Below are 25784 nucleotides of genomic sequence, written 5' to 3' on the forward strand. Positions count from 1 at the left end.
GACATCATTTCTAAACTAAAGCCATTCCGATGTACCCATACTGGCTTTTGTAATTGCTTTGCCTGTTCAGCGAGGAAGTCCGTTGAAGCAAGAATGGCATCACAATGGCGTAATGTAATTTGATTTCGTTCCAGATTTTCACGGTACAGTCTTAAACGAATGGGATCCTGGAAGTCAGGTGAGTCAATCCATTGGTATGCTTCGGGTAAAAATATAAGGTCGTCAATGTCAGCGATGATGACTGCCCGGTTTTTTCTTGCTTTCTGAATTAACCGATCAAGATAAGCATCCCAGTTTACCCGTTGGAGGATCAAGATATCGACTTGAGAAATCAATTTTTGCACAGTTGGGGATGTAATGTGATTAACAGCACAGTTCACACCTGCCAAGCGGAGTTGCTGCCAGAGATGAAAAGCGCGATATCGTCGGGTATCGCCTTGAACGCCGGACACTATCATAATAGCAGGTTGAGAATTCATTCCAAATTTAATATTTTTGGATTACCCCAAGAAGCGACTAATTAATGTGTTGATTTTCTCGGTAAGCCCGTACAACTTCACTAGCAGGGCCTATGGATTGTAACTGACCGTGAGCCAACCAGGCTGCACGCTGACACATTTGTTCGATCTGATGTGTGTTGTGCGAAACCAGCACAATAGTTGCGCCCTGTTGACGGAATTCATCAATCCTGGCCAGACATTTTCTTTGAAATGCTTCATCCCCAACAGAGAGGATTTCATCCAGAATTAAGATATCGGGTTCAGCGTCAATTGCAACAGCAAAACCGAGCCGTGCCCACATACCGGAAGAATAAGTGCGAAGAGGTGCTTCAATGAACTCATGTAGCTCAGAAAATTCCACAATTCGATGAAATTTTGTTTCCATTTCCTTTCGGCTAAAACCCAAAATTGAACCATTGAGATAAATATTTTCTCGCCCTGTTAATTCTGGATGAAAACCCGCGCCAAGTTCCAAAAGCGGAACTACCCGGCCAATTACTACGACTCGCCCTTCAGTTGGCCGCATAACACGGGAAACTAATTTCAGAAGTGTGCTTTTGCCGGCACCGTTTTGACCGATAATTCCAAATACTTCACCTTTATTAATTTCAAAAGAAACATTACGAAGCGCCCAAAAAGAGTTGTTGCGTACTTTTCCTTGCAGCCAGCGAATAGCAAATTCTTTGAAAGTGTTATATCGCTCTGCGGGTGTGCGATATCGAACTGAGACATTTTCTAATCGGATTACTACTTGATCAATACTCATAATTTCCTATATTCGATAAGAAAATTCATCCGATTTATAGGTAAAAACTACCCATCCAATCACAAGTGTAATTACTGCGATCAAAACTGCTGGAGTAAAAATCTCTGCAGTTGGTAATTTCCCATAATATATAGGTGCCCGATAAATTTCTAAAAAATAATACATTGGATTTAGATGAGTAATCCAGAAGCGAAATGTGTCGGGTAAAATACTGATCGGATAAATCACCGGTGTCAGGTACATCCAGCCATACATGGCTATGCCGTACATTTCTGCTACATCAGGATAATACACTGCAAAGGTAGATATCAACAAGCCTACCCCAAGCGCAAATGCGGCTAATAACAACATCGGGATTGGCAGGAAGAATACTGTAGCCCGGATTGGAACGCCGCTGATCAGATTGATTAATAACAGCGGAATTAGAGACAATAATAAGTTGACCAACCCGGTAGCAATAGCTGCAAGGGCAAAGGAAGTTCGAGGAATGTAAATACGGTGTAATAAACCTCCACCCCAAACCAAATTAACCATTGCTGCTGTGGTCGTTTGAGAAAAAAAATTCCATGCCAATAAACCGCTTAAAACGTAAGCAGGATAGCCATATTCAGTGTCAAAGCGAAAGATATGAGAAAAAGCAATCGTTAGGACAACCATCATCCCTAGGGGGTTGAGCATCGTCCAGGCAATACCGAGAACTGACCGCTTGTAGCGGGTCATAACGTCGCGGCGAGTGAGTTGAAGGATAAGATTCCGATAATGAATTACCTCGCGCAATTCTTCTAATGGCGGAGAACCGCGAGCAGAGCTGTCGTAATAAAGGTTTGGATGATATGAAGTGGTCATATGCTTTGATCTTAGATTATAAACGATTATGGGATAAAATTGGTTTGTTGAATTCGAGTACTGTTTTAGCCAAGAGGAAAAAATGTCATCTAATCATTTTGATTATTATTATTATCAACATGATTGTGGTATTCCTTATGAGCGCAATGAGCAATGGCTAAATTTTTTTGGCAAAATTGCTGAAAGGATAAAGCAAGACATAAATCCAAAAACTGTTTTAGATGCAGGTTGTGCAATGGGTTTTTTGGTAGAAAAGCTTAGGCAGAACGATATTGAGGCTTATGGATTAGATGTTTCATCCTATGCTATTTCAAAAGTGCATGAAAGTATTCAACCTTATTGTTGGGTGGGTTCGGTTAGTGAAGAATTGAGCCGGGATTATGACTTGATCGTCTGTATAGAAGTTTTGGAACATGTGCCAAAACCAGAAGCCATTTCTGCAATAGAAAACTTTTGCAGGCATACTCAAATGATTCTATTTTCATCCAGCCCTTTTGATTATTCAGAAGCAACTCACGTCAATGTAAATCCAATTGATTATTGGTCAGAGCTATTTGCAAGACATGGTTTTATCCGAGACTTAGATTTTGATGCGTCCTTCATCACACCTTGGGCGGTTCTATATCGAAAAACCAACCTCGCCTTTCATTACATAGTGAAAAATTATGAAAAAAAGTTGTTCTTGTTGTCCCAAGAGATTAGGGCTCAAAGAGAACAATTGTTGAGCTATAAGGAAAAAGTATCTGATTTATCCAGCCAAGTTTCGAATTTATTGAAACATCTTGAAAATTTGGAAGTAGCCATAAGGGATCGAGATTTAGCTTATAACAATATAATTAAAAGTACATCTTGGAAAATTTTAATGAGTCTTGGAAGACTTCGATTGAAAATATTTCCAGACAATAGTCTAAGATGGCGTTTATTAAGAAAAATTATAGGGAAAGAATAGAGAAATTAGGGCTTACTTATGAGTTCTAAAGAGCTTATTGATATTTGCTATAAAGCAAATGATGAGCTGATAGTAAGAAAGAGAGGTAACAATTTTCAAATACTCTCAGATTTTGTGAACGTTATACTGGACGAGTGGGTTTATAACATTTGGAGTGATATTCAAGGTAAAAAATTGCAATCATTATTACAAACCATCCAATATCAAGTAGATGAAGATATTATACGGGCCACAATAGGTTGCTTGTGTGCAGCGGGTTTACTTAAAAGAAATCTAAATAATTCAACTGAAGAGCAAGTTGATGAATCATTGCAACTGACTCAAAAAAGTTTAGTATCTGTTGTGATAATTGCCTATAACGGGAAAAAATGGTTGGAAAAATTGATTCCTTCAATAAAAAATCAGTCTTATCATAATCTTGAAGTAATAATCATTGATAATGCATCTCCCTCGCTTGAAATGTATGAATGGTTATTGTTGTCTTATTCTGAAATTAAGGTGATACGCTTATTGAAACCCTTATCTTTTGCAGCCGCAAACAATGTAGGGATTGAGAATTCGAGGGGAGACTATATCTTATTGTTAAATCAGGATACATTCTTGGAAGATGGGGCAATTGCAAATGCTTTAAAGGTTGCACAATCTAAGATAGATGCAGCGGCTATAGCATTAAAGTTGAAGTTATTATGGTCGCCTTCTTTTCTAAATAGTTTAGGGAATTATGTGGAAAACCATAATTGGGGAGCGGATATTGGTTATGGTATTCTTGATATTGGCCAATTCTTAAGTTGGAATGAACTACCATCCGCTTGTTTCGCGGGAGTGCTCATTTCCAAAAACGCACTTAATGATGTCGGTTTATTAGACCCGAAATTTCCAATGTATTATGAGGATAGCGAGTGGTGTTATCGAGCTCGTTTAATGGGGTGGAAAATATATGCCGCTCCAAAAGCTGTTGTATTCCATGCATTTGGTGGGGCAAATTCTTTAGGTGATAACGAACTTAATAATCAAAAGTTATCTAACGCATGTTATGGACGGCTGAGATTTGCTATGAAACTTGCTCAAGGAAAAACATTATTAAAATTTGTTTTTAATTACTTAGTTGAAGATGTAACAAATTTTTTAAAATATCTTGTTCGCCGTAAATTTACAAAATGCTTTAGTTATATCAAGGCATGGAGTAAGTTTTTATTAGATTTAAGCGAGATTAAGAAACTAAAAAACACTCTGAATAAAAAACGAAAAATAAATGACACAGAATTATTTCATCAGTTAAAATATCCACTGCCAATAGCTCATGTTGATGGAATTCCGTACCTATCCCGATCGTTAATTGAAGGGTACTATTATCAAATTATCAAGAATGAGGAATCGACCAAAATGCCCGAATTTGACTCGAAACACAGAAAATCAAGTTTGTTGATTATCAGCAATGATGTAATCGATAAAAAGATGGCGGGACCAGGAATGCGATATCTTGAGATGTCTAAAGCATTATCTCAATCATTAAAGGTTACTCTGGCTATTCCGAATAAAACTGATATGGAAATTGAGAGGGTGAGGATTATCTCTTATTCGGAAAATGAACCATCGACTCTCAAAATCTTAATCGAAAACCATGATTATAGTTTAATTACCGGTTATATGGTAAATCAATTCCCATTCTTACAAAGCGTAAAAACACCAATAATTATAGACTTGTACGATCCATTCTTTTTTGAAAACTTATATTATTACACGGATTTACCCATTGAACAACAACTATTGCTAAATAGTCAGTCAGTTGATATAGCTAATAGATTAGCAAAAATTGGAAGTTTTTTCATTTGTGGTAATGAGCGACAAAGGGACCTTTGGTTAGGATTACTGGTCGCGAACCAAAGAGCAAATCCATACAATTTTCTGGAAGACGATACTTTGAAAAACCTGATTGATGTTGTTGGTGTAGGTATGCCAGATGTTCCTCCCTTGTCAGGTTGTTTTTTACGAAATAATTATCCTGGTTTTAACGAAAAATCAAAAATTGTATTATGGGGAGGAGGAATATGGAATTGGCTTGATCCATTAACTTTGATAAAAGCTTGGCCATCTGTTATTTCTAAATTTCCAGAAGCTAAGTTGGTTTTTTTGGGGACCAAACACCCCAATCCGCTTGTTCCGAAACATAAAATCGTTGATAAAGCTATCGAATTAGCAAGGGAGATAGGAGAGATTGATAAATCAATTGTTTTTATTGAATGGGTTGATTATGATAAACGTCAGTTCTTACTTTCAGAGGCTGATGTTGGAGTTACGTTGCATTACTCGAGTATTGAAACCAGATATTCAATCCGAACACGCATAATGGATTATTTTTGGGCGGGACTTCCAGTCTTGGTTACGAGTGGTGATATTACTAGCGAATGGGTACAAAAATACGAAGTTGGCGCTGTGGTAAATCCTCAGAATGTTGAGGAAGTTGCCAATAAACTTGTCGATTTATTAGGCACGCCAAAAGAGAATTTTAGATCGGCTTTTGAGAAAATTCGACAAGATTTAGAGTGGTCAAAACAGGTCGAACCATTGAAGAGATATTGTATTGAGCATAAACGAGCTGCTGATTTTAATTTGATTCACAAAAAGAACGAAAATCAAAAAATAGTGATGGTTCCTGAACCAAAAAGCAAGTTTAGAGAGGCATTATTGATATATGCAACTGAAGGCTGGAAACCAATGTGGTCAAAGATCACCTTTCATTTACATTGGTTATTATTTAGGAAAAATTTATAAACCGGAGAGCGCTAATGAAATTGTTGCATGTTGTTCAGGGTTATTTTCCTGCGATTGGAGGTACAGAAATTCTTGTTCAGCGTGTTTCAGAAGAAATTGTAAAGCAATTTCAAGATCAAGTTTCAGTATTTACTACTGATTGCTATAACGGAGAAGGTTTTTGGAAGGTGAACGAAAGAAGAATAATTGAACTAGAGGAAGTCATCAATGGAGTTTATGTTAGGAGATTTAGGGTTAGAAGCTATTTAAGCGCTTTATTGAGGCCAATTCAAAGAATTTGGTATCGTTTCGAAATACCTGGTCATGATTGGATGAGAACATTTTTTGGAGGTCCAATTATTTGCGAACTTACTTCTGCAATCCAAAAATACGAAGCAGATGTTGTAATGGCTTCCTCTTTTCCATTAATGCATATGCATTATGCATTAAAGGGGGCAAAGAGATCAAATAAACCTATAGTATTACATGGCGGACTTCACCCAGAGGATAAATGGGGATATGAGAGAGATTGGATATACACTGCGATTCAAGATTGTGATCATTATATTGCTAATACTGAATTTGAAAAACAATATTTAGTAAATGAGAAAGGCGTAGATCTAAGAAAAATTTCTGTAGTTGGAGCAGGGGTTGATATTCAAGATTTTTTGAACATAGAAACAAACGAAGCGAGAATCAAGTTGGGATTACCTTTGAATGTCCCTATCGTCGGTTTTATTGGGCAAATTGGTGCACATAAAGGTGTTGATACCTTATTAAAGTCAATGCATCTAGTATGGGAAAGAATTCCTGAAGCAAGGTTACTTATCGCAGGTGCGCGCACTTCGTTTGCTACTGTAATTGATACTTTCTTATCAGATCCGTTAACTCGTGAAAAAACTACAGTGCTTTATAATTTTGATAATGAGTTTAAGCCATATTTATTTAATGCTCTAGATGTCTTCATTTATCCATCAGGATTTGAGTCTTTTGGAATAGCATTTTTAGAAGCTTGGTCTGCAAGAAAGCCTGTTATAGGCTGCAATCGTGGTGCAGTTCCTTACGTTGTTGATGCTGGAAATGATGGGATTTTAGTTGAATATAAAAATGAAACTGACCTTGCTTCAGCAATACTTCTGTTAGTGGAAAATCAAGATTTGGCTTTGGAGATGGGTATAAATGGTCATCGCAAAGTTATGGAAAGATATACATGGAAAGAAATTGCTAAGCGATTTCGAGAAATTTATAACCAAGTTCTCGAAAAAAAGAAACACTAATTATGGTGATAATTTGCTAATAAATTTAATGGTCTCAATATTTTTATTTTTGTCACTATTTACATCCAATTTAATTTCTCAAGCATACTCTCCAATCGTTCCCGAGGGTAATGATTTTGCTACAGCAAAAATGGGTGATCCTTGGGATATGAAAGAATTGAGTGACATATCCATTGGGCTTAATAATGGTGGACAAGATATTCATTTGGATCACATTCGTGTAGAGAGAGGAATATTTTATTCTTATTCCGTGACAAATGACTCCCAGTTTTATCCTTTATGGCCAATGTTTCCTGTAGGAAAAACTGGAAAACAGTTTCCAATTCCATCAAATGAGTATAGCTGTTTGTTTATTGGTTTGAAGATTCATAAACAAAATGTAAAATCTCACAATCTTCAGGTATTCTGGTTTGAAAATGAGAGTTTAAACTTGGGAAATTTTGGACAAACTAAATTTATTGATGTGCCAGATGATGAGTGGAGAGTGGTAAAGATAAACTTGAGTTTAGAATGGCTGAGCGGGAAAAGATGGACAGAACTTCCATATTGGGCGGGTTTGAGAATCGACCCGACTACCCAAAAAGATGCAAATATAGAAGTCGATTGGGTAAGACTTACTAATTGTAAGGGGGTTTTTTACGAAATTAATAATCTACCGTCAAGTCTATCAAAATTTTATTTGATTAAGGATGAACGTAAAATATTTGTTGAAAATATTTCATCATTGAATGGTGTTGGTAAAATAGATCTTCAGGGGGTTGAGCCTGGAAATTATAGTTATGTTGTTGAAAATTCAAACGGGGGTATTCTTAGTCAAGGTTCAATAATTATTAACCAATCTCCGATTGTAAAAATCTCTCGTCCTTCACCAACAAGTGGCCCATCAATTGCATGGAATATGTCCTCGCTTAGCGATGTCCTAAAAACCGAATGCGTTGAAGAGGTGTCTATAACAAATGGTGAGGAATTGAGATTTAAGACGGCGCCACTATCATGTCAAAATGGCGGTGTGGCAGATCCAAAAATTTTTCTAAGAATTCGTGACAAAATTATTTCGTCTGATTATCGTTTCCTAAGTTACCGGCTTTTTACTGAATGGAGTAAACCATGGGCGAATGTCCCAAAAGGTATGATTGTCCGATGGATATGGTCTACACAAGGCACAAGTTTCAGAGATGGTTATAGATGTCACTGGGTCAGCCAGGACTTGCCCTTTGACGTGGGGTGGCAAGTTTATAACGTTGATTTGTTCGATCAATTTCTCGGCTCTCCTGAACAAAAAGCAGGGGAATGTCCTTCAATTCAGCGTAATTGGCAGGAAGCAGGAGAGATTTTTGAATTGAGATTCGACCCAAATGAAAACATAACGGATGAATATTTTCTCCAGAAAATTGACTGGATTATGCTGTCAGGTGTGGAGATTGTTAAATCGGGTTCAATTTTCTCTGTTTATTATTCCATTATTGACGAGTCTCCAGACTCTGTGCAAATTGAGTTTTTTTATACATCAGATCCAAAGAATGAGCCTCTTCAAAAAAAAGCCTTACCTGTAACTCAACCTCCATCCAATTTACCACCACATTATTTGTATGTTACATACCTGCCTCTAATATTGAATAATACAAGAGGCTTATATGGAATGTCATTTGATTGGAATACAACAGGAGTATCCCCTTCAAATTATTATTTATGTGCAAAGGTTGATGATGGTTTAAATCAAGGAACATACTGCAGCACTGCTCCATTGAGGATTAATCCGTGAAAGGGGTTTCCAAATTTAATTTTTTTATAAACAAAATAAAGTTTTATTTATTTTACTGGCTGGAAAAGTTAATGATCAGATTCTCAAGGTACATGCTAATTTTTCAAAAATTTAGCCTCAACGAAAGTCAATTGGAATGGAATCCAGTGAACTATTGTGATTTCAGGAAACCGATGAGTGTGTTGTTTTTGGTCAAAGTAACTAACGAAAATTCTTTGTACAACACGGTGGAATCCCTACTACGCCAGACTAATGAAAATTGGAAAGCACTCATAGTTTTAAATGACTCATCAAATTATAAAAACATGAAAAAGTTAACACAACCTCAAAAAATATTTTTGTGTGATAGTGCTTCTAATAAAAAAATAAAAGATTTGCTTAAATATGTGTATTCGGATTATATCTGTTGCCTTGAATCCGGTGATGAAGTTGGGAAAAAATTAGTAGAAATACTACAAAAAATTGATGCAGACATCATTTATTTTGATCAAATAGTATTTTCACGTGTAAGGGGATATAAACTATTATTAAAACCAAAGTGGTCACCAGAATTATGGTTAAGTGTTGATATTTTAAAAGGGGCAGTCTACAAATCAAAACTTTTTATGGGTGATGACAAAGATTATCTAAACGAATATGCTCAAGCATTATTTTATGCAAATAGGATATTCCATATTCCCATGGTATTATTGCATTCAAAGAAATTTCCTTGGGAGGATGAAATTTTAATTGAAGAACATAAAAGAAGAGTTGAAGACTATTTATTATTGAGAGGACAAGTGCTTTCCACAAAAATTGAAAAAAGACCTAATGGAAGTTCATTCTTACAATTTCTTGGTGATCAGAATAAGATTTCAATAATCATTCCTAACAAGAATCATCCTAATGAGATAATGAGATCTGTCAATTCCATTTTTGAGAATTCTGTTAACCAGAAGTTCGAAATAATAATTGTGGATGATGAAAGTAACGATCCTGAAGTCATAAATTTCTACAACACGTTGTATTCTAAACACAATAATTTTGATTTACTCAACGGCTCTCGTCCCTTCAACTTCTCGCGCGCATGTAATCAGGGGGCTGCAAAAGCAACTGGTGAATTATTGTTGTTTCTAAATAATGACACGGAAATCATTGATCCCCACTGGCTCAAGAATTTGGCAGGTGTTTTACAAATACCTGGCGTTGGTGCTGTAGGTCCGAAACTCCTGTACCCAGATGGTTCTGTTCAACATGCTGGAATTGTGATTGGGTTGGAAGGCCATGCTTCTCATGTGTTTATGGGAGTAAAATCTGATATTTACACTCCCTACGGATATGTTGACTGGATGAGAAATGTATCAGCTGTCACAGGGGCATGTATGATGGTGCGGCGGGACGTTTTCGAACAGGTGGGCGGATTTGATGAGTCTCTCACGCTTGCATTTGGAGATGTGGATTTGTGTTTGAGAATTATTGATGCGGGTTACCGGATTGTTTATACCCCGGATGTCAAACTGATTCACTATGAGGGCAGATCGAGAGGAAAATATATACCAAAACAGGATTTGTTGGCAAAAAGGGACTATTTCCGAGAAAAAATCAAGCAGGGTGATCCTTATTACAATCCTAACCTCTCAAGAGCATGGCGTATTCCAACCATCCGTCAGAAATGGGAAATGGATCCTGTTGAGCGATATGACAAGTTAATTGAATTTATGACTCGCTAGCCCCCTACCCCCTCCCCAGCACATGCTCGCGGATGGAGAGGACTTGCCGGCGAAGGCGGTCGTCGCGTTCAATCTGGTCGGCAATTTTCTCACAGGCGTACATCACGGTGGTGTGATCGCGTCCGCCCAGGGCTTCACCAATCTGCGGCAGCGAAAGGTTGCCAATCTCGCGCATCAGATACATGGCCACCTGACGCGGTAAGGCTACCTCGCGGGAACGATCACGTCCCAGTAATCTTTCACGGCTGACCCCAAAGGTGCGCGTTACGGCTTGCAGAATTTGCGCCGGTTCAACCGCGTTCGGTTGTGGCAGCAGATCAGCCAGCGCAATTTCCACCAGTTTGTCGGTAATCGGCTGGTTGCTCAAATCGGCATAGGCCAGAATGCGCGTCAGCGCCCCTTCCAGTTCGCGAATGTTTGACTGAATCTGACGGGCAATCAGCGTCAGGATGTCCATGGGCACTTCGCGCCCGGCGCGCATGGCTTTGGAGCGCAAAATGGCGATGCGGGTTTCCAGATCCGGGGGTTGAATATCTACCGTTAATCCCCACTCAAACCGCGAGCGCAGTCGCTCTTCCAGGGTTACCATCGCCTTGGGCGGACGATCCGAAGAAAGCACAATCTGCTTCTCCTGATTGTGCAGTGTATTAAAGGTGTGGAAGAATTCTTCCTGAGTTGATTCCTTGCCGGCAATAAATTGAATGTCATCAATCAGCAAAACATCTATGGAACGGTAGCGTTCACGAAAAGCCAGCGTATTCTGCGTGCGGATGGCGTTGATCAGTTCGTTGGTAAAGTCTTCCGAAGAAACATACAGCACCTGCAAGCCCTTATCGTTGGCGGCGTTGCCGATGGCATGCAGTAGATGCGTTTTGCCCAATCCAACCCCGCCGTATAAGAACAGCGGGTTATAGGCGTGGGCGGGTTTGTCCGCCACCGCCAGACAGGCAGCATGGGCCATGCGGTTGCTGGCTCCAACCACAAAATTTTCAAAACGATAACGATCAATCAGACAACGGCTGCTGTTACCGTTGGAGCGCGCCGCGTTTTCCTGCGCTGAAGTACTTTCAGCCTCGCTTTCGCGATGCCAGACGACAAACTCAACCTCTACTGGCGAGTCGAGGTAGCCGGTCAACAGGCGGGAAAATGTACCGGCAAGCCGGCTTTCCAGCCAGTCTCTGGCATAGGCATTTTGGACACCGATGCGGGCCTTGTTATTCTCTACACGGATTAATTCCGCGTTGCGTACCCATGTATCGAAGGATGCTTTGGGCATTTCCATTTGCAATTGTCCAAGGGCTGCTTGCCAGGCTTGTTGAGCATTCATGTGTCGTCCTCCGCATACAGGATAGGGTGCAAACCCAGACAGCAGGTGAGATATGCAGAACAATCCCACCCAACGGTGAGGCTGCAAACAAGTCTAAATTGCCTGAGTTTTGCACAGGATGTGGCGGGTGGTAGAGAAGACCCGCTTACAATCGGGCTGTCCCCGTATTGCTGATTGCTTGTACATTCTAACAGAAGCCGCGCCCAAGGACAAGACGATTACCATACGCTACTCTAAAAAACATCTGATCTTTAAGAATTCTCATGTTAAGGACAATCTTGAAATTTTTAAAATTAATTCGCGATAGTGTAGTAAGCTGCAAACACCATAAAAGGGGGATAAGACCGAATACGACCCCCTATATATGGGGGTCATGTCCGATTTGTTGATTGTATGTTCTATCTGTGGTGTTTAATTCCAAAAAATTCAAAAAGATTCCAATTCCCAAATTTTTTCCACAAGACTCGCGGAACGGAATCTTGCTGTCACACTAATTTTTAACACTTAATTTTGTTTGGTTCAGGTCGTTCAGCATCATATTTGCAGCCCGGCGGGCTATCTGCACGGCAAAATTCGTGCCGCGATCCCACGGGTACACCTGACTCATACTGGCAAAGTACACACCGGGCAGCGGTGTGCGAATATCCGGAATGTTTTGCGAATGGTTGACCAGCGGCACCGGTTGGGCGTAGGTGGTGCGGAACAACCAGGTTTTGCGAATCCACTCGCGTTCAAAACGCGCATTAAAACGCGGTAGCACCGGTAAAAAGCGTTCCAGCAATTCTTCTTTGCTCAGCCGAAAGTATTCGTGGTCGGGGTCGAGGTAATCGCCGATATAAACGATATGGTCGCCGCCAAAGTGCCGGCTCGGCAGGAAGTTGGTGTGTTCCACCAGCGCCAGAAAAGGATAGCCGGCACTCTTGGGAATGTTGAACCAGTAGTAACCTTCTTCAGATAACTGGTGGCGCAGTGCCAGCACCATCACCACCGCGCCCATGCTTTTCAGGTTGAGCAGCCCGCGCAGATAATCCTCCGGCAGGCTGGGAGCCAGTTTTGCCAGCAAACCCGGCCCAACCGTTACCAGACATTGGTCAAAGGACTGCCGCTGACCGTCTTTCAGCAGTACATCTACCTTCCCGCCGCTTTCGATGCGTTCAACGGGCGTGTTGAGCAAAATCTCAACCCCGCGGCGGCGTAGAATTTCAGCAAAGGTGTCCGAAAAGGCCTGAAAGCCGCCTTGAAAAGTCCCCAGCCGCGTGGAGCGCACCTTGAAGCGCGCCCAAAACCATGCCATGTTGACGGATTTATAGTGCTGGCCGAACTTGCCTTGCAGCAGGGGTTCAAACAGGACACTGTACAGCCGTTCCCCGTAGGCTTTACGCATCCATTCGTGAGCCGTGATTTTTTCCAGCGGTTTCCAGTCGGCCAAATAACGTAAATAAGCCGTCACCAACCCAAAGCGAATCATGTCCGGCAGGCTGAAGCCGGGAAAAGTGAGCGCTGCCAGCGGAGAATCCAGCGGGTAAAACTTTTCTTTGTAATAAACCACAGTTTTGGGGCGGGGGAAGACCACTTCATCCTGCAAACCCAGCTCGCGGATCAGGTTCAGCATGTCGCGGTCGGTCTGAAACCAGTGATGATAGAAATGCTCCACCGACCACTCCCAGCCCTCGTCTTTGAAGCCGGCTGCCAGCCCGCCCACGTAGGGGGCCGATTCGTAGATAACCACCTGATGTCCGGCGTTGACAAAGTCGAATGCGGCGCTCATCCCGCCGATGCCTGCTCCAATGACAGCAATTCGCATGTTCTTCCCTCGTTCGTTTTAGTCTGTTGCTGCGCTCTCCGTCTGGCGGATTTGCTGTAAATCCTTCCCCCAGCGCAGGGGTTGTTTGAAGTAATAATAGGCCCCCAGGGCTGTGATGGGCAGCCAAAGGGCGGCGTGTAGTACCAGTGTATAGGCCGCCGCGGTAGCCTGCGGCACGCCGTAAGCCACCAGCACGGCAATGCCAGGCGCATCGAAGGTACCCACGTACCCCGGGGCGGAGGGTAGGGTGGTGGCGATGTTGACAATGCCGTTCATCAGCATTAACGCAAAGAAACTGACCTCAAAGCCGAAGCCGTGCATGATGAACCAGTACTTGCCGGTTTCCAGCAGCCAGATGATGACCGTGGTGAAAAAGACCATCAAGGCTTCGCGCGGAGAACGCAACGATTCCAATCCGGTCAGAAAGCGTAGGGCAACCCCGCTCACCCTGGGGCGAAAGCGGGCCGGCACGACTTTTTCCAATATGCTCATCGTCAGGCGTTCGGTAACGCGCGGGAACATTGCTGCCAGCAGGAAGAGGATCAGCGCGCCGATGAAAATCAAGGCGCTCCATACCGAAAGCTGCTGGATATTGCCCACAAAACCGGAATCGTGCGTCAGCCGGCTTAATTCTCCCAGATTGAAAAACACAAAACCGAGCATTACCACCGCATCAAAAATCCGCTCGACCACCACCGTAGCCAGCGAGGCAGAAATGGCCACTCCCTCGCGGTCTTTAAGAATGGCGGCGCGCAGTACCTCTCCGGCACGGGCCGGGTAAATATTGTTGCCCATGTAACCGATGGTCACAATCGGGAACATGGTGCGGGTGGGAATCTTTTTCAAGGGTCGCAGCAGATAGTGCCAGCGCCAGGCGCGCGCCCACACCCCGATAAAATAAACTGCCACACCCGGCAGCAACCACCAGAATTGGGCGGTTTGCAGCGAATTCCACACTTCCCCCAGATGCAAGCCGCGCAGTGCCAGATACAGGAATAAGGCACTTACGGCGATGCCAACCCAGAATTGCCAGCGTTTCAGCATGGCGCAATTGTAACACGCTGCACAAATTATGTGGGCGGCAGATCTATGGTGAAGGTAGTGCCTTTGCCCGGCTGGCTTTGCGCAGTGATTTTTCCACCGTGTGCCTCCACAATCGAGCGGGCAATTGCCAGCCCCAGCCCCGATTCCTGATTGGAATGGCGGGCTTTATCGGCGCGGTAGAACCGTTCAAAGATAAAGGGTAAGTCATCCTCAGCGATGCCGCTGCCGTTATCCTGCACTTTCAGGCGCAAACCGCCCGGCGGCGAGATTTCGGCGCTTAACCGAATCCAGCCGCCCGCCGGGGTGTAGCGGAAGGCATTCAGAATCAGGTTGTCCAGCACCTGCGCAATCCGGTCGGGGTCGAGGGGGTATTTGGGCAGGCCGGGGGATACGACAGCCTGTAAATCAATTTGTTTTTGCTGAGCGGTGACACTGTGACGGGTAATGATCTGATTGAGCAGGGTGGGAATATCGGTGGGTTGAATCAGCAGACTTAATTCGCCGGCATCCGCCAGAGATAGCAGACGCAAATCGTCAATCAGACGGCTGAGCTGGCGCGTTTCCTGATGGAGAACGTTGTAAATTTCGGGATTGCCTTTCAATTTACCCTCGCTGAGCGCTTCAGCATAACCGGAAAGCACGGTCAAGGGTGAGCGCAATTCGTGGGCAATATCGGCGGTCATCTGGCGGCGCAGGCGAACCGCGTTGGCCAGATCGCGGCTCATTTTGTTAAATGCCTGAGCCAGAGTGCCCAGTTCATCGTTGGAGCGAACGGCAACCTCTTTGCCGTAATTGCCGCGCGCAATTTCCTCGGTCGCATGAGTCAGCTCACGCAGGGAACGCGTCAGCCCATAGGCCAGAAAGCCGCCCAGTGCCAGTGCCAGCAGCGAGGCAATCACCGCACTGACCAGGGCTGCCTGATTGACCCCGCGCAAAAAGACTGCTTCGGGCGTATCCGCAATCAACGCGCGGCGTTTGGCGTTGAGAATCACCCAGCCGACGGTCTGGTTATTCACCGAAAGCTCGACAGCGCGGTTCAATTCACTGGCGGGAATCAGACTGCCGCTGGGTTCGCCAGCCGAAATGCTGAACAGCACCCGTCGTTCGGCATCTACCAGCGTGAACCGCGCCCAGGTGGCTTCCATGGTGCGCATCATCCCGCCCATTCCCTGCATCATCATGCGCGGTCGGCGCAGCAGGGCGTTGTCAATCCCCTCCCACGACCCGTTGAACTGATAATACTCCAGCAAAGCAGAGATCATCGCCTGTTCTTCGCGGGTCAGCAGAAAGCGGTCAAAGGCGGATTGGATGCGCCGGTTGATGAACACGGCTACCAGCAGTGCGCCGGTTACACCCACCACCAGAAAAGCCAGAGTCAGTTTGACGGTTAATGATCGCATATATTTTTCATCGGACGGTTAATCTCGAACGGCAAAACGATAACCTGCTCCATACACCGTTTCGATGTAGTGGGGATTGGCAGGATCGGGCTCGATTTTGAGGCGCAGATTGCGAATATGCACGTCAATGGTGCGCTCATATCCTTCGTAGGCATCCCCTTGAATGCGTTCCAGCAACTCCAGCCGCGAAAAGACCTTGCCGGGTGTTTCCATGAAAGCGGCCAGAATTTCAAACTCGGAAGGTGTCAGGTCAACCGGTTTGCCATTGACCAGCACCATTCGGCTGGTGCGGTCCAGTTCAATTTGCCCCCGCCGCAGAGTTTCCGGCGCGGCTACGGCCTTGTCCATGCGGCGCAAAACGGCGCGGATGCGTGCGGTCAGTTCGCGCATGCTGAACGGTTTGGTCACATAATCATCGGCACCCAGTTCCAGGCCGACCACTTTGTCATTTTCCTCCAATCGGGCGGTCAGGACGATGACCGGCGTTTCTGCTTCGCGGCGGTAAGTGCGTAAAAACTCAAAGCCGCTCATCTCCGGCATCATCAGGTCGAGGATGATCAGGTCGGGTTTATGATCGCGGGCGGCAAACAACGCTTCCTGACCGTTGCCGGCGGTAAAGACCTCAAAACCTTCCTCTGTAAGGTAGGAGCGCAGCAGTTGACGCAATTCCAGTTTGTCATCCACAATGAGCAGTTTCTTCGCCATATTGATTCATTATACTCCGGTCAGAATCGAAGGGTGAGGATGCCGGGGATCTTGCGCTGCATCCTCACCCGTAAAGCGGATATTTAGTAAGGAGGAGAAAAGTTACCGTACCGCCAGCCGGTTCAAGAGGATTTACCAGCCCCGTCCAAAGCCGCCGCGTCCAGCGCCATGGCAACCGCCGCCTAAGCCCATGAATCCGCCGCGCATCCCGAAACCGCCCTGTTGGAGAAGCAGGTCAGCCTGTTGCTGGGTGATGACGCCATTCGCAACGGCTTCTTTGACAGCATTTTCAAAAGCGGCCTGCATGCTGCTCTGGAAGGTTTCATTGTTGAACAGGGTATGGCGGGCGCGCAGCAACTCGGCTTCTTCTTCCGTGATGCGGCCGTCGGCTACTGCCTGTTCCAGCCGAATTTCGGCAGCCTTCACATACGCAGCCTGTAATTCATCCACGCTGATGCCCAAAGCGTCTGCAAGATGGGCTTGGAAATCTACCCCGTTTTGGAACAGCCAGCCCAGCATTCCTCTGCCGCCAAAGCGGCCTGTGCCGTTGAGGATGGCATCGGCCTGGGCTTGCGTGATCAGGCCCTTTTCCACACCTTCCTGCACGGCGGCTTGGACTGCCTTTTGGTAAGCGCTGGTCAGCTCATCGGTGGTGATGCCCAACGCCTCTGCCAGTGCTTCACCATCATTTGGCCCCATCATACCCCGCCCACCGCCGAATGGGCCGCCCACCTGTGGGAGCGCATTGGCGCTGACCGTCTGGAAGGCTTGAGCAGCCAGGCCGAAGGCGAGAATCAGGGCGAGAGCGCCCAAAGAAATGCCGACAATCAACTTTTTGCTTTTCATTATTGTGTCTCCTTTCAAGAGTTTTGTGAATGGGAATGTTCCCGTGCTTGCTGTGTTTAAGATAACAAACGATTGTTTAGAAATTATTAAGAGCAGATTGGGAAAATATTGGATTTTGAGAGGGGCAGGGCTATGGTAAAATCTCCCCCATCACAAGTTTGCCCGAGCCAGAGGAGCCATGCCGTACGAAGCAGTGATTGGTTTGGAAGTTCATGCCGAACTGCAAACTCGCAGCAAAATGTTTTGTGCCTGTCCGGTGGTCGATTCGACCCAGGCAGAACCCAACAGCGCTGTTTGCCCGGTGTGTGCCGGCATGCCCGGCACACTGCCGGTGGTCAACCGGGCTGCCGTAGAACATGCGCTGAGGGTTGCCCTGGCGTTAGAATGTGAGATTGCCCCCCTCAGTTTGTTTGCCCGCAAGAATTACTTTTATCCGGACCTGCCCAAAGGCTATCAAATTTCGCAATACGAATATCCGCTGGCCGAGCATGGACTTTTGCGCATCGAAACCTCGCAGGGAGAAAAAACGGTGCGTATCCGGCGGGTTCATCTGGAAGAAGATACCGGAAAATTGATCCATATGCAGGATGAAGAGGGCCGTTCATTCTCGCTGGTTGATTTGAATCGCGCCGGTGTGCCGTTGCTGGAAATTGTCAGCGAGCCGGACATGAATACACTGGAAGAAGTGCGCGCCTATGCCACCGCTCTGCGGGCAATTTTAAGGCGGGTGGGTGCTAACAGCGGGGATATGGAAAAGGGCGTCATACGCTTTGAGGCAAACGTTTCGCTGCGCTTGCCGGGCAGCAGCACACTGGGTACGCGCGTGGAAATCAAAAACCTGAACAGCTTTCGGGCAATGGAACGCGCCATTGCCTATGAGGTTGAACGTCAGACTGCTCTGCTGGATGGGGGTCTGCCGGTTCGGCAGGAAACCCTGGGCTGGGATGAAACCGCGCAGGTCACCATCAGCCAGCGCAGCAAGGAAGAGGCGCACGATTACCGCTATTTTCCCGAACCGGATTTGCCGCCGCTGGTGATCGAAGCCGGGTGGATTGAACGGGTGCGCGCCAGTTTGCCGGAACTGCCTCAGGCGATGAAGAACCGTTTTTGCCAGCAGTATGGGCTGAACCCTGCCGAAGCAGCCCTGCTGAGCGAAGACGAGGCTGTGGCGGGCTACTTTGAAGCCTGTGTCAGCCAGGCAAAATCTGCCATTTCACCGCGAACGATTGCCCTGTGGATCAGCGGTGAAATTTTTGCATGGCTCAACCAGAGCGGGAAAAGCATTGCCCAACTGGCGGTAACGCCTGCCATGCTGGTGGAATTGCTGCGCTTTACCGGCGATCAGACGATTAATCTCAACACTGCCAAAGTGGTGCTGGCGGAGATGCTGACAAGCGGAAGTTCAGCCGCCCAAATCATTGCCGAACGAGGCTTGACGCAGGTGAATGACACCGGTCTGATTGCGGAAATTGTGGCAGACGTACTGGTGCAGAATCCGCGCGAGGTGGAAGCCTATCATCAAGGGAAAACCACCGTGTTCAACTGGCTGCTGGGGCAGGTGATGCGCCAGACAAGCGGACGGGCCAGCCCGGCAGCAGCCCGTGCCGAGCTGGAACGACAGCTGGCAGCGCTCAAACAAGATTGAGCCGGCCTGTCTATGTGACGAATGACGCCGCGCCGTGCCGGGTATCACCGGAGAGAGGCGATTTTCATCATATTGACGAACGACCTCAGGTTTGCTAACCTATATCAGGATCATCATCACCTTTTTGTGAGGTCAATTGAACCGATGAGCTGCCAGCAGCAATTCCAAACCCAGTCTTGAGCGGGCACAGTGCCGTTGTGCCCGTTTATTTTTTAATGAAGCAACAAACCAACCCAAACTTCCAATCAACAGGAGAAAAAACAATGGCAGAAACCACCAATGCGTTTGAAATGGCTCAACGCCAGTTCGATCATGTGGCAGAACTGCTCAAATTGGACCCGCAGGTGCGCGAGATACTGCGCTGGCCGCTGCGTGAGTTCCACTTCCGTATCCCTGTGCGCATGGATGACGGCAGTATCAAAGTCTTTCAAGGCTTTCGTGTCCAGCACAATGATGCGCGCGGCCCCAGTAAAGGCGGCATCCGTTTTCATCCGGCTGAAACGATTGACACGGTGCGTGCGCTGGCCACCTGGATGACCTGGAAATGCGCGGTGGTGGATATTCCATTGGGCGGCGGTAAGGGCGGCGTGATTGTGGACCCGGCAACGCTTTCCACCAGCGAGAAGGAACGGCTGGTACGCGGCTGGGTGCAGCAGATGTGGAAGAATATCGGCCCGCGCCAGGATGTGCCTGCCCCGGATGTCGGCACCACCCCCCAGATGATGGGCTGGATGATGGATGAATACTCCAAGCTGGTGGGTGAATATACCCCCGGTGTGATTACTGGTAAACCGGTCGGTGGCGGCGGCTCGCTGGGCCGCACCGAAGCCACCGGTTTTGGCGTGATTTATACGGTGCGCGAAGCCATGAAACACCTCAAGCTCGACCCGACTCAATGTCTGGCGGCTGTTCAGGGGTTTGGCAATGTGGCCCAGTATGCAGCCATTGGATTTACGGAACAATTGGGCGGCAAAGTGGTTTGCGTTTCTTATTGGGATCGCGAAGACCGCACTTCTTACACGGTCAGTAAGGCGGATGGGATTGATCCGCGCTTCCTGATGAGTATTACCGATCAGTACGGCACGATTGACAAAACCAAAGCCAGAGAAGCCGGTTATACCATTGAATCGGGGGATGCCTGGATCAGTAAAGACGTGGATGTGCTGATCCCGGCTGCTCTGGAAGGGCAGATCAACGCCGACTCGGTCCATAAAATTTCACCGCGCGTCAAACTCATTGCTGAAGGCGCCAACGGCCCCACCACGCCGGAGGCCGATGAGGTCATCAAACAGCGCGGCATTTTCCTGATCCCCGATTTTCTGTGCAATGCCGGCGGTGTGACGGTTTCTTACTTTGAAAGTGTCCAGAATGACATGAATTTCTACTGGCCGAAAGAAGAAGTGCTTGCCAAACTCGACCAGAAGATGACGGCAGCGTTCCAGGCGGTGCTGGAACTGGCAGAGAAAGAAAAGGTCTTCATGCGCGATGCTGCCTATATGGTGGCGATTAACCGCGTGGTCAAAGCAATGGAATTGCGCGGCTGGATTTAATCTCAGGGAACCAGCCAATACGGCAGCCGCCTCTCCAGCAGCGGAGAGGCGGCTGTGATTTTCAGGCACCGAGGGTTTAGTAGCGCGCCAGGGTGGTAATGGCGGGGGTCTGATCGAACATCCAGAAGGCGAGCGGAAGCCCCAAACCAAGACTGAGACCGGTCAACAGCCAGGCCAGCGCCAGCCACAGAGCGCTGAACCACCAGCCGACCAGCAGGAAATACAGGGCGCGCAGCAGGAAAGGCGGCTGCGGCAGACTCGACTCGCGGTAGATGACCTTGCCGTCCACCACCATGACCCTTGCCTGCCGTTTGACCGGTTTGAGGGTCATAATCTGCGGCAGGCGGTTGAGCAGCCATAAACCCAGCGGCAGCCCGATGATGGTCACATTCAGCACCCAGGCAACCACCGTGACGATGCCGCCCAGCCACAGGCCGACCAGCAAAAAATATAAAATCCGGATTAAGCAGCCCGGCCCTTGTTCCTGAGGCTGTACGATGACGGGAGTGGGAGTAGGTTGTGTCATTTGTTTTTACCTCTTTCGCGGTTTTGTAATTGAATTACGGATTACATGCAATATTATTTACGCAAAAGAGGCGAAAAAGTTGCGGGTTGGCGGTTCAACATTCAATACAGTGTCCGATATCCTCGTACCACAGGTCGGGTTTTTCGGTAATAAAATCCTGCATCATTTGAATCAAGCGCGGTTCATTCAATACCACCAGCTCCACCCCGCGGGATTTCAGCAGTTCTTCTGCTCCTAGAAAAGTCTGGTTTTCGCCGATCACCACGCGCGGAATTTTGTAGAGCAATATGGCGCCGCTGCACATGTCACAGGGAGAGAGGGTGGTGTAAATGGTGGCGCGGCGGTAATCTTCGGGTGCCAGCCGGCCGGCGTTTTCCAGTGCGTCCATTTCGGCATGCAGCACAGCGCTGCCGCGCTGCACCCGGCGGTTATGCCCTCGCCCGATGATTTTTCCATCCAATACCAGCACCGAACCAATCGGAATGCCGCCTTCGCGGTAGCCTTGCAGGGCTTCTTCGTAAGCAGCTTGCATGAATTCATCCATCATCGCTTGCTCCTCCTTGCTTGATATAAGGTGGAATGGGTGGATGAATCTTATCACAAAGAGGCCTGGTTTCAAGACTCGCGCATAGCTTGAAGAAAAGGATGAAATCAGGTTTCAGGCGTGGCGCTTTTGGAAGAGTTGCTTTGGCGGACGGCTTTTTGCCAGTAGAGGATAGCCACGCCGGCTGCAATCAGCATGAGGAATACCAGCCGAAGCCAAAACGGGGGTTGAATGAAGGTCAGGATGAACAAAATGACGATCACTTCCAGACCAACTCCCAGCGCATGCCAGCTGGCCGATCCTTTTACAAAATGAACCGCTGCAATGATGCCGCTCAGAAATACCAGCAGCCAGATCAGCGCACCGAGCGGCTCTTCGTAAGCGCGTGGAATGCGGCCTTCTGCCCTTTCGCGGATGCCCAGCATCATTCCTCGTTCCATTACATAGCCGCTGTTCATGATCAGATTGAAAATTCCCAAGGGCACATCATCCGGCGCATCAATGCGATGGCGCACAATCAGACGCGATGAACTCTCATCCAGCGGCTGAATGTACCACAACCATGTCCATTGCAGCGGCAGGGCAGCGCTATTCTTTGCCAGCACAAACTGATCCGGCTGGTAATCCTGAATCACCAGGTAATTGATGATAATGCCCTGTTCACCACGGATAGGATTTTGCCATTCTTTGTGAATTCGATCAGCATTCACGTAATGGCATTCTCCTGTAGTCATGCAAAAAAGGTTTTCAATGAAGGTAATCGAATAGAATGCTGCGCGCGAATCACCGATTTGCACCAGCCATGGATATATTTCAGCAGGGGATGCCCGAATCGTCAGCGCGTGGTTCCAAATGATATCCGGAGATGCAATGATCTCATCACCGGGCAGCGAGGCGATCACTTCTTGATTGGTGCTGCCCCAGTTGGGAATTTGACCGCCAACCCACCAGAATCCTGCGAAAATGACGATCAGGCTGAAAACTGAACCGATCAGTAATCGGAAGAGAGCGGATTGATTTCTCATCCATTGGGCTGAATCAAAAATTTTTTTACCTGGTTTCACGGGTAAGAACCTCCCCAAAGCCGTATCTTTTAGAGATAATTCACAAAATTGGAGCCCTGATTTTCAGATGATTTTTGTGCCGCATTCCGGGCAAAACTTTGCCTCTTTTACTGCAGCGCCACAATTGGGGCAGTGAGCAGGCGCGGCTTCAATTTTTGTGCCACATTCCGGGCAGAACTTGGCTCCTTTGGTATCGGTACCGCACTTAGGACAAAGTACGGCTTCGGGCTGAAGCATTGGTGTGCCACATTCCGGGCAGAATTTGGTGCCGGGCGCGGCAAGAGTGCCGTCTTTGGGGCAGCGTGCCATTTGTTCGGCGGCACGTTGGGCGTTTTCGGCAGCCTGACCGACTTTCTTGACCACGTTGTCCAGTCCGAAAGCGCTCGCCAATCCTTTCAGGGCTGCGCCGGCTTGTTCGCCGCGGGCTTCAGCAATCTCGTTGGTGCGCGGAGAATCGTCCATGCAAAAACCCGATTGTGTGTCGAAATCCGAGAGACAGACGATGCGCCCACAGGTGGGGCATTCTCGAAAATGTACCTGCGCCTGCGCCCAGGCTTTTTCCAGCTGCTGGGGAGTCATTTTGTACGAATAGCGGGGATCTTCACCGGTTACGCTGTTAGCCACTGCATTGCCAACCAGCGGAACTTTGCGCAAGAACCCGCCTACCGCCTGTTTTCCAAGGTCTTGTCCCAACGTATTGATGACATCCGGCTGAGAGCGAAACTCCCGCCCACAGGCATCGCAATAGAACACGGCATAAGGCCCCGCCCCATCGTTGCGGATATCGTACTGGGGCATGCGGGAAAATTTATCCATGATATTCTCCTTATGAATAGAAACGGGCTGGGTGTGTAAGTTTAGTGTATCGCTTTGTCACAAAAAAAACAACAATTTTTTCGATGACATTTGTCATCTTGTTCGGTTGTTTCGGAAAATTTATAATAGTGATTGAATCAGTATTTATGAAAAATTCCATCCAAAAGACATCCTCTTATCGAAGTCCCAGCCCGGAAAATGTACTTTTGGCGTTACTGCTGGAAACTCCCCGTGATGGCTACCAGTTGAACCAGATTCTCAGACGGGAGTTGGGACACGTTTGGCATCTCAGCCAGAGCCAGCTCTATGCCACCCTCAGGCGGTTAGAAGCACGCGGCTGGGTGAACGGTGAAGAGCAAGAATCGCGGCGCGGGCTGCCGCGGCGCATTTTTACCCTCAGCGAGGTTGGCCGCCAGCAGGCTCTTCGCTGGCTGATGACCCCCAGTCGTTGTGCGGTTCAAATCATCCGGCTGGAGCTGCCCAGTCGTGTTTTTCTCATTCAGCGGCTGTTCCCGGCGCAGCTGCAGGATTTTCTTGACCGTCAGCACAAGGTGATTCAGGAAGGGCTGTACCGCCTGCGCGCTCAACTTGAGCGAATCCCCATTGACCAGACCTACAACCGCATGGCGGTGGAGATGCGCCTGCACCAGACCCGGGCTCTGTTGGACTGGTTTGAACAGACTTTTAATTCAATTTTTAACGGAGGATAATCGTATGCGGAAAATAATCTGGTTGAGTTTATGGGTGGTTTTGATTGTGCTTTCGGCCTGTCAACCGATGAACCCTCCGCCTGTCGAAAATCCGGCTGTATCTTCCCCCTCTGCCACACCAGTCGAACAGGAGTTGCTCGCCTCGCTTGAAGCGGTAGAAAGGGTAGAAAGCACTCCCACACCGCAGCCTGCCGAAGCTAAGCACCAGCCCATCGTGCTGACCGATGCTTTGGGGCGCACTGTAACGTTTGAGGAATTGCCTAAGCGGGTGGTGGTGGCTGGCCGCGGTGTTGCGCTGCTGACAGATGCAGTTTACCTCTTTCCCGAATCGTTCGAACGGGTGGTGGCGGTCTCGCGCACTTCTCAATCGCCGGATGGCGATTTTCTGGCACTGGTAGATCAACGATTACCTGAAAAGATTGCCTTTGAAACCAATGTGGGCGCCGAGCAGGTCGTTACGGCGCGGCCGAATGTGGTTCTCTTAAAGCCGTACATGCAGGAACCGCTCGGCAATCCGTTGGAAGCGCTGGGTATTCCGGTGGTTTATCTTTCGATGGAAACCCCGCAGGAATATCAGCGCGATTTACAGACGCTGGGAATCCTGTTTGGAAACTCTCAACGCGCGGATGAGGTTTGGGCCTTTTACCAGCAGCATCTCGATACAGTCAGCAACGCATTGAAAGATTTGACCGATGAACAGAAACCGCGCGTCCTGCTGCTGTATTATTCCGACCGCGATGGGCAGGTGGCCTTTAATGTGGCGCCGAAAACCTGGCTGCAGACCATCCTGACCGGACTGGCCGGCGGTATACCGGTCTGGACGGATATTGAGCTGGGCAGCGGCTGGACGAAGGTCAATTTGGAGCAGATTGCCGGCTGGGATGCTGACCGCATTTTTATCATTGCTTACACAGCCAACCCCCAGCAAGTGGTGGAAAACCTGCTGCAAGACCCCCAGTGGCAGGCGCTGCGCGCGGTGCAGGAGGGGCATTTGTACGCCTTTCCCAGAGATTATTACTCCTGGGATCAACCCGACCCACGTTGGATTTTAGGCCTGCGTTATCTGGCCTACCGTCTGCACCCTGAGGCTTTTCCGAATTTTGACTTGACCGCTGAAGCCCGGCTGTTTTTTGAGCGGTTTTACGGTCTGGATGCCCGAACCTTTGAGGAAAAAATTCTTCCTGTATTCAAGGGTGATTTTCGGTGAGTGCTGTCTATTCGTCCAGCGCTTTACGGGCTGAGG

General features: G+C 47.3%; 21 protein-coding genes and 1 pseudogene. 9 read left to right on the plus strand and 13 right to left on the minus strand.

All coding sequences use genetic code 11. From position 1 onward, the window contains the following. From ACWIZX_RS07080 to ACWIZX_RS07090, 3 genes and pseudogenes are all read right to left on the minus strand, one after another. Nucleotides 1–479: pseudogene (locus tag ACWIZX_RS07080) on the minus strand (hypothetical protein); the annotation flags it as partial. A 37-nt stretch (nt 480–516) separates the two neighbouring features. Next, nucleotides 517–1266 carry an ABC transporter ATP-binding protein gene (locus ACWIZX_RS07085; RefSeq protein ID WP_448335270.1) on the minus strand — a complete coding sequence of 250 codons (750 nt, stop codon included), beginning with the start codon at nt 1264–1266 and terminating at the stop codon, nt 517–519. A gap of 6 nt (nt 1267–1272) precedes the next feature. Next, nucleotides 1273–2112: an ABC transporter permease gene (locus ACWIZX_RS07090; protein WP_448335271.1), complete on the minus strand. Its 840-nt coding sequence runs from the start codon at nt 2110–2112 to the stop codon at nt 1273–1275. Between the two features lie 82 nt (nt 2113–2194). On the opposite strand from ACWIZX_RS07090, the gene ACWIZX_RS07095 reads away from it, so the two are divergent. From ACWIZX_RS07095 to ACWIZX_RS07115, 5 genes are all read left to right on the plus strand, one after another. After that, nucleotides 2195–3061, plus strand: a complete 867-nt coding sequence (locus ACWIZX_RS07095; protein ID WP_448335272.1) for a class I SAM-dependent methyltransferase — start codon at nt 2195–2197, stop codon at nt 3059–3061. Nucleotides 3062–3079: 18 nt separating this feature from the next. Next, nucleotides 3080–5833: a glycosyltransferase gene (locus ACWIZX_RS07100; protein ID WP_448335273.1), complete on the plus strand. Its 2754-nt coding sequence runs from the start codon at nt 3080–3082 to the stop codon at nt 5831–5833. Nucleotides 5834–5847: 14 nt separating this feature from the next. Beyond that, complete coding sequence (locus tag ACWIZX_RS07105; protein ID WP_448335274.1) at nt 5848–7089, plus strand: glycosyltransferase family 4 protein; 1242 nt, start codon at nt 5848–5850, stop codon at nt 7087–7089. Beyond that, nucleotides 6992–8851: a hypothetical protein gene (locus ACWIZX_RS07110; protein WP_448335275.1), complete on the plus strand. Its 1860-nt coding sequence runs from the start codon at nt 6992–6994 to the stop codon at nt 8849–8851. Before ACWIZX_RS07105 ends, ACWIZX_RS07110 begins: the two co-directional genes overlap by 98 nt. Before the next feature lie 173 nt (nt 8852–9024). Further along, complete coding sequence (locus ACWIZX_RS07115; protein ID WP_448335276.1) at nt 9025–10560, plus strand: glycosyltransferase family 2 protein; 1536 nt, start codon at nt 9025–9027, stop codon at nt 10558–10560. Nucleotides 10561–10564: 4 nt separating this feature from the next. On the opposite strand, the gene dnaA is transcribed toward ACWIZX_RS07115, so the two are convergent. From dnaA to ACWIZX_RS07145, 6 genes are all read right to left on the minus strand, one after another. Beyond that, on the minus strand, nt 10565–11887 hold the full coding sequence (gene dnaA, locus ACWIZX_RS07120) for a chromosomal replication initiator protein DnaA (protein WP_448335277.1): 1323 nt from the start codon (nt 11885–11887) through the stop codon (nt 10565–10567). A gap of 490 nt (nt 11888–12377) precedes the next feature. Then, complete coding sequence (locus ACWIZX_RS07125) at nt 12378–13691, minus strand: NAD(P)/FAD-dependent oxidoreductase (protein WP_448335278.1); 1314 nt, start codon at nt 13689–13691, stop codon at nt 12378–12380. Nucleotides 13692–13709: 18 nt separating this feature from the next. Beyond that, on the minus strand, nt 13710–14735 hold the full coding sequence (locus tag ACWIZX_RS07130) for a lysylphosphatidylglycerol synthase transmembrane domain-containing protein (protein WP_448335279.1): 1026 nt from the start codon (nt 14733–14735) through the stop codon (nt 13710–13712). A 26-nt stretch (nt 14736–14761) separates the two neighbouring features. After that, complete coding sequence (locus tag ACWIZX_RS07135) at nt 14762–16135, minus strand: sensor histidine kinase (protein WP_448335280.1); 1374 nt, start codon at nt 16133–16135, stop codon at nt 14762–14764. 18 nt (nt 16136–16153) lie between these two features. After that, on the minus strand, nt 16154–16840 hold the full coding sequence (locus ACWIZX_RS07140) for a response regulator transcription factor (protein ID WP_322793008.1): 687 nt from the start codon (nt 16838–16840) through the stop codon (nt 16154–16156). 132 nt (nt 16841–16972) lie between these two features. Further along, complete coding sequence (locus ACWIZX_RS07145; protein ID WP_448335281.1) at nt 16973–17686, minus strand: hypothetical protein; 714 nt, start codon at nt 17684–17686, stop codon at nt 16973–16975. Between the two features lie 178 nt (nt 17687–17864). Here ACWIZX_RS07145 and gatB point away from each other — a divergent pair, with 178 nt between their 5' ends. Next, nucleotides 17865–19331 carry an Asp-tRNA(Asn)/Glu-tRNA(Gln) amidotransferase subunit GatB gene (gene gatB, locus ACWIZX_RS07150; protein WP_448335282.1) on the plus strand — a complete coding sequence of 489 codons (1467 nt, stop codon included), beginning with the start codon at nt 17865–17867 and terminating at the stop codon, nt 19329–19331. A gap of 263 nt (nt 19332–19594) precedes the next feature. Beyond that, a complete protein-coding gene (locus ACWIZX_RS07155) occupies nt 19595–20881 on the plus strand; it encodes a Glu/Leu/Phe/Val family dehydrogenase (RefSeq protein WP_448335283.1) in 1287 nt (428 codons plus the stop codon). A gap of 76 nt (nt 20882–20957) precedes the next feature. Here the strand turns inward: ACWIZX_RS07155 and ACWIZX_RS07160 are convergent, their stop codons facing one another. From ACWIZX_RS07160 to ACWIZX_RS07175, 4 genes are all read right to left on the minus strand, one after another. After that, a complete protein-coding gene (locus ACWIZX_RS07160; RefSeq protein ID WP_322793012.1) occupies nt 20958–21407 on the minus strand; it encodes a YccF domain-containing protein in 450 nt (149 codons plus the stop codon). A 94-nt stretch (nt 21408–21501) separates the two neighbouring features. Continuing rightward, a complete protein-coding gene (locus tag ACWIZX_RS07165) occupies nt 21502–21951 on the minus strand; it encodes a nucleoside deaminase (protein ID WP_416181038.1) in 450 nt (149 codons plus the stop codon). A gap of 107 nt (nt 21952–22058) precedes the next feature. Further along, a complete protein-coding gene (locus ACWIZX_RS07170; RefSeq protein ID WP_448335284.1) occupies nt 22059–22976 on the minus strand; it encodes a hypothetical protein in 918 nt (305 codons plus the stop codon). 102 nt (nt 22977–23078) lie between these two features. Continuing rightward, nucleotides 23079–23831 (minus strand): zinc ribbon domain-containing protein, encoded by a 753-nt coding sequence (locus ACWIZX_RS07175; RefSeq protein WP_322793015.1) that lies wholly within the window; start codon nt 23829–23831, stop codon nt 23079–23081. A 146-nt stretch (nt 23832–23977) separates the two neighbouring features. Between ACWIZX_RS07175 and ACWIZX_RS07180 the strand changes: the two genes are divergently transcribed. Both ACWIZX_RS07180 and ACWIZX_RS07185 read left to right on the plus strand, forming a co-directional pair. Then, entirely contained in the window at nt 23978–24541 is a 564-nt protein-coding gene (locus tag ACWIZX_RS07180) for a PadR family transcriptional regulator (RefSeq protein ID WP_322793016.1), read from the plus strand. A 4-nt stretch (nt 24542–24545) separates the two neighbouring features. Then, nucleotides 24546–25748: an ABC transporter substrate-binding protein gene (locus ACWIZX_RS07185; RefSeq protein WP_448335285.1), complete on the plus strand. Its 1203-nt coding sequence runs from the start codon at nt 24546–24548 to the stop codon at nt 25746–25748. The last annotated feature ends 36 nt before the right edge of the window (nt 25749–25784 follow it).

It is taken from the genome of Bellilinea sp., from assembly GCF_053501535.1.

Excerpts from the sequence above, each read along its gene's own strand:
- ACWIZX_RS07180 (WP_322793016.1), top strand. The coding sequence starts at position 23,978 with ATGAAAAATTCCATCCAAAAGACATCCTCTTATCGAAGTCCCAGCCCG.
- ACWIZX_RS07155 (WP_448335283.1), top strand. The coding sequence starts at position 19,595 with ATGGCAGAAACCACCAATGCGTTTGAAATGGCTCAACGCCAGTTCGAT.
- ACWIZX_RS07100 (WP_448335273.1), top strand. The coding sequence starts at position 3,080 with ATGAGTTCTAAAGAGCTTATTGATATTTGCTATAAAGCAAATGATGAG.
- ACWIZX_RS07160 (WP_322793012.1), bottom strand. The coding sequence starts at position 21,407 with ATGACACAACCTACTCCCACTCCCGTCATCGTACAGCCTCAGGAACAA.
- ACWIZX_RS07175 (WP_322793015.1), bottom strand. The coding sequence starts at position 23,831 with ATGGATAAATTTTCCCGCATGCCCCAGTACGATATCCGCAACGATGGG.
- ACWIZX_RS07105 (WP_448335274.1), top strand. The coding sequence starts at position 5,848 with ATGAAATTGTTGCATGTTGTTCAGGGTTATTTTCCTGCGATTGGAGGT.
- ACWIZX_RS07135 (WP_448335280.1), bottom strand. The coding sequence starts at position 16,135 with ATGCGATCATTAACCGTCAAACTGACTCTGGCTTTTCTGGTGGTGGGT.
- ACWIZX_RS07185 (WP_448335285.1), top strand. The coding sequence starts at position 24,546 with ATGCGGAAAATAATCTGGTTGAGTTTATGGGTGGTTTTGATTGTGCTT.
- ACWIZX_RS07140 (WP_322793008.1), bottom strand. The coding sequence starts at position 16,840 with ATGGCGAAGAAACTGCTCATTGTGGATGACAAACTGGAATTGCGTCAA.
- ACWIZX_RS07090 (WP_448335271.1), bottom strand. The coding sequence starts at position 2,112 with ATGACCACTTCATATCATCCAAACCTTTATTACGACAGCTCTGCTCGC.
- ACWIZX_RS07110 (WP_448335275.1), top strand. The coding sequence starts at position 6,992 with ATGGTCATCGCAAAGTTATGGAAAGATATACATGGAAAGAAATTGCTA.
- ACWIZX_RS07095 (WP_448335272.1), top strand. The coding sequence starts at position 2,195 with ATGTCATCTAATCATTTTGATTATTATTATTATCAACATGATTGTGGT.
- ACWIZX_RS07165 (WP_416181038.1), bottom strand. The coding sequence starts at position 21,951 with ATGGATGAATTCATGCAAGCTGCTTACGAAGAAGCCCTGCAAGGCTAC.
- dnaA (WP_448335277.1), bottom strand. The coding sequence starts at position 11,887 with ATGAATGCTCAACAAGCCTGGCAAGCAGCCCTTGGACAATTGCAAATG.
- ACWIZX_RS07170 (WP_448335284.1), bottom strand. The coding sequence starts at position 22,976 with ATGAGAAATCAATCCGCTCTCTTCCGATTACTGATCGGTTCAGTTTTC.
- ACWIZX_RS07145 (WP_448335281.1), bottom strand. The coding sequence starts at position 17,686 with ATGAAAAGCAAAAAGTTGATTGTCGGCATTTCTTTGGGCGCTCTCGCC.
- ACWIZX_RS07130 (WP_448335279.1), bottom strand. The coding sequence starts at position 14,735 with ATGCTGAAACGCTGGCAATTCTGGGTTGGCATCGCCGTAAGTGCCTTA.
- ACWIZX_RS07115 (WP_448335276.1), top strand. The coding sequence starts at position 9,025 with ATGAGTGTGTTGTTTTTGGTCAAAGTAACTAACGAAAATTCTTTGTAC.
- ACWIZX_RS07085 (WP_448335270.1), bottom strand. The coding sequence starts at position 1,266 with ATGAGTATTGATCAAGTAGTAATCCGATTAGAAAATGTCTCAGTTCGA.
- gatB (WP_448335282.1), top strand. The coding sequence starts at position 17,865 with ATGCCGTACGAAGCAGTGATTGGTTTGGAAGTTCATGCCGAACTGCAA.
- ACWIZX_RS07125 (WP_448335278.1), bottom strand. The coding sequence starts at position 13,691 with ATGCGAATTGCTGTCATTGGAGCAGGCATCGGCGGGATGAGCGCCGCA.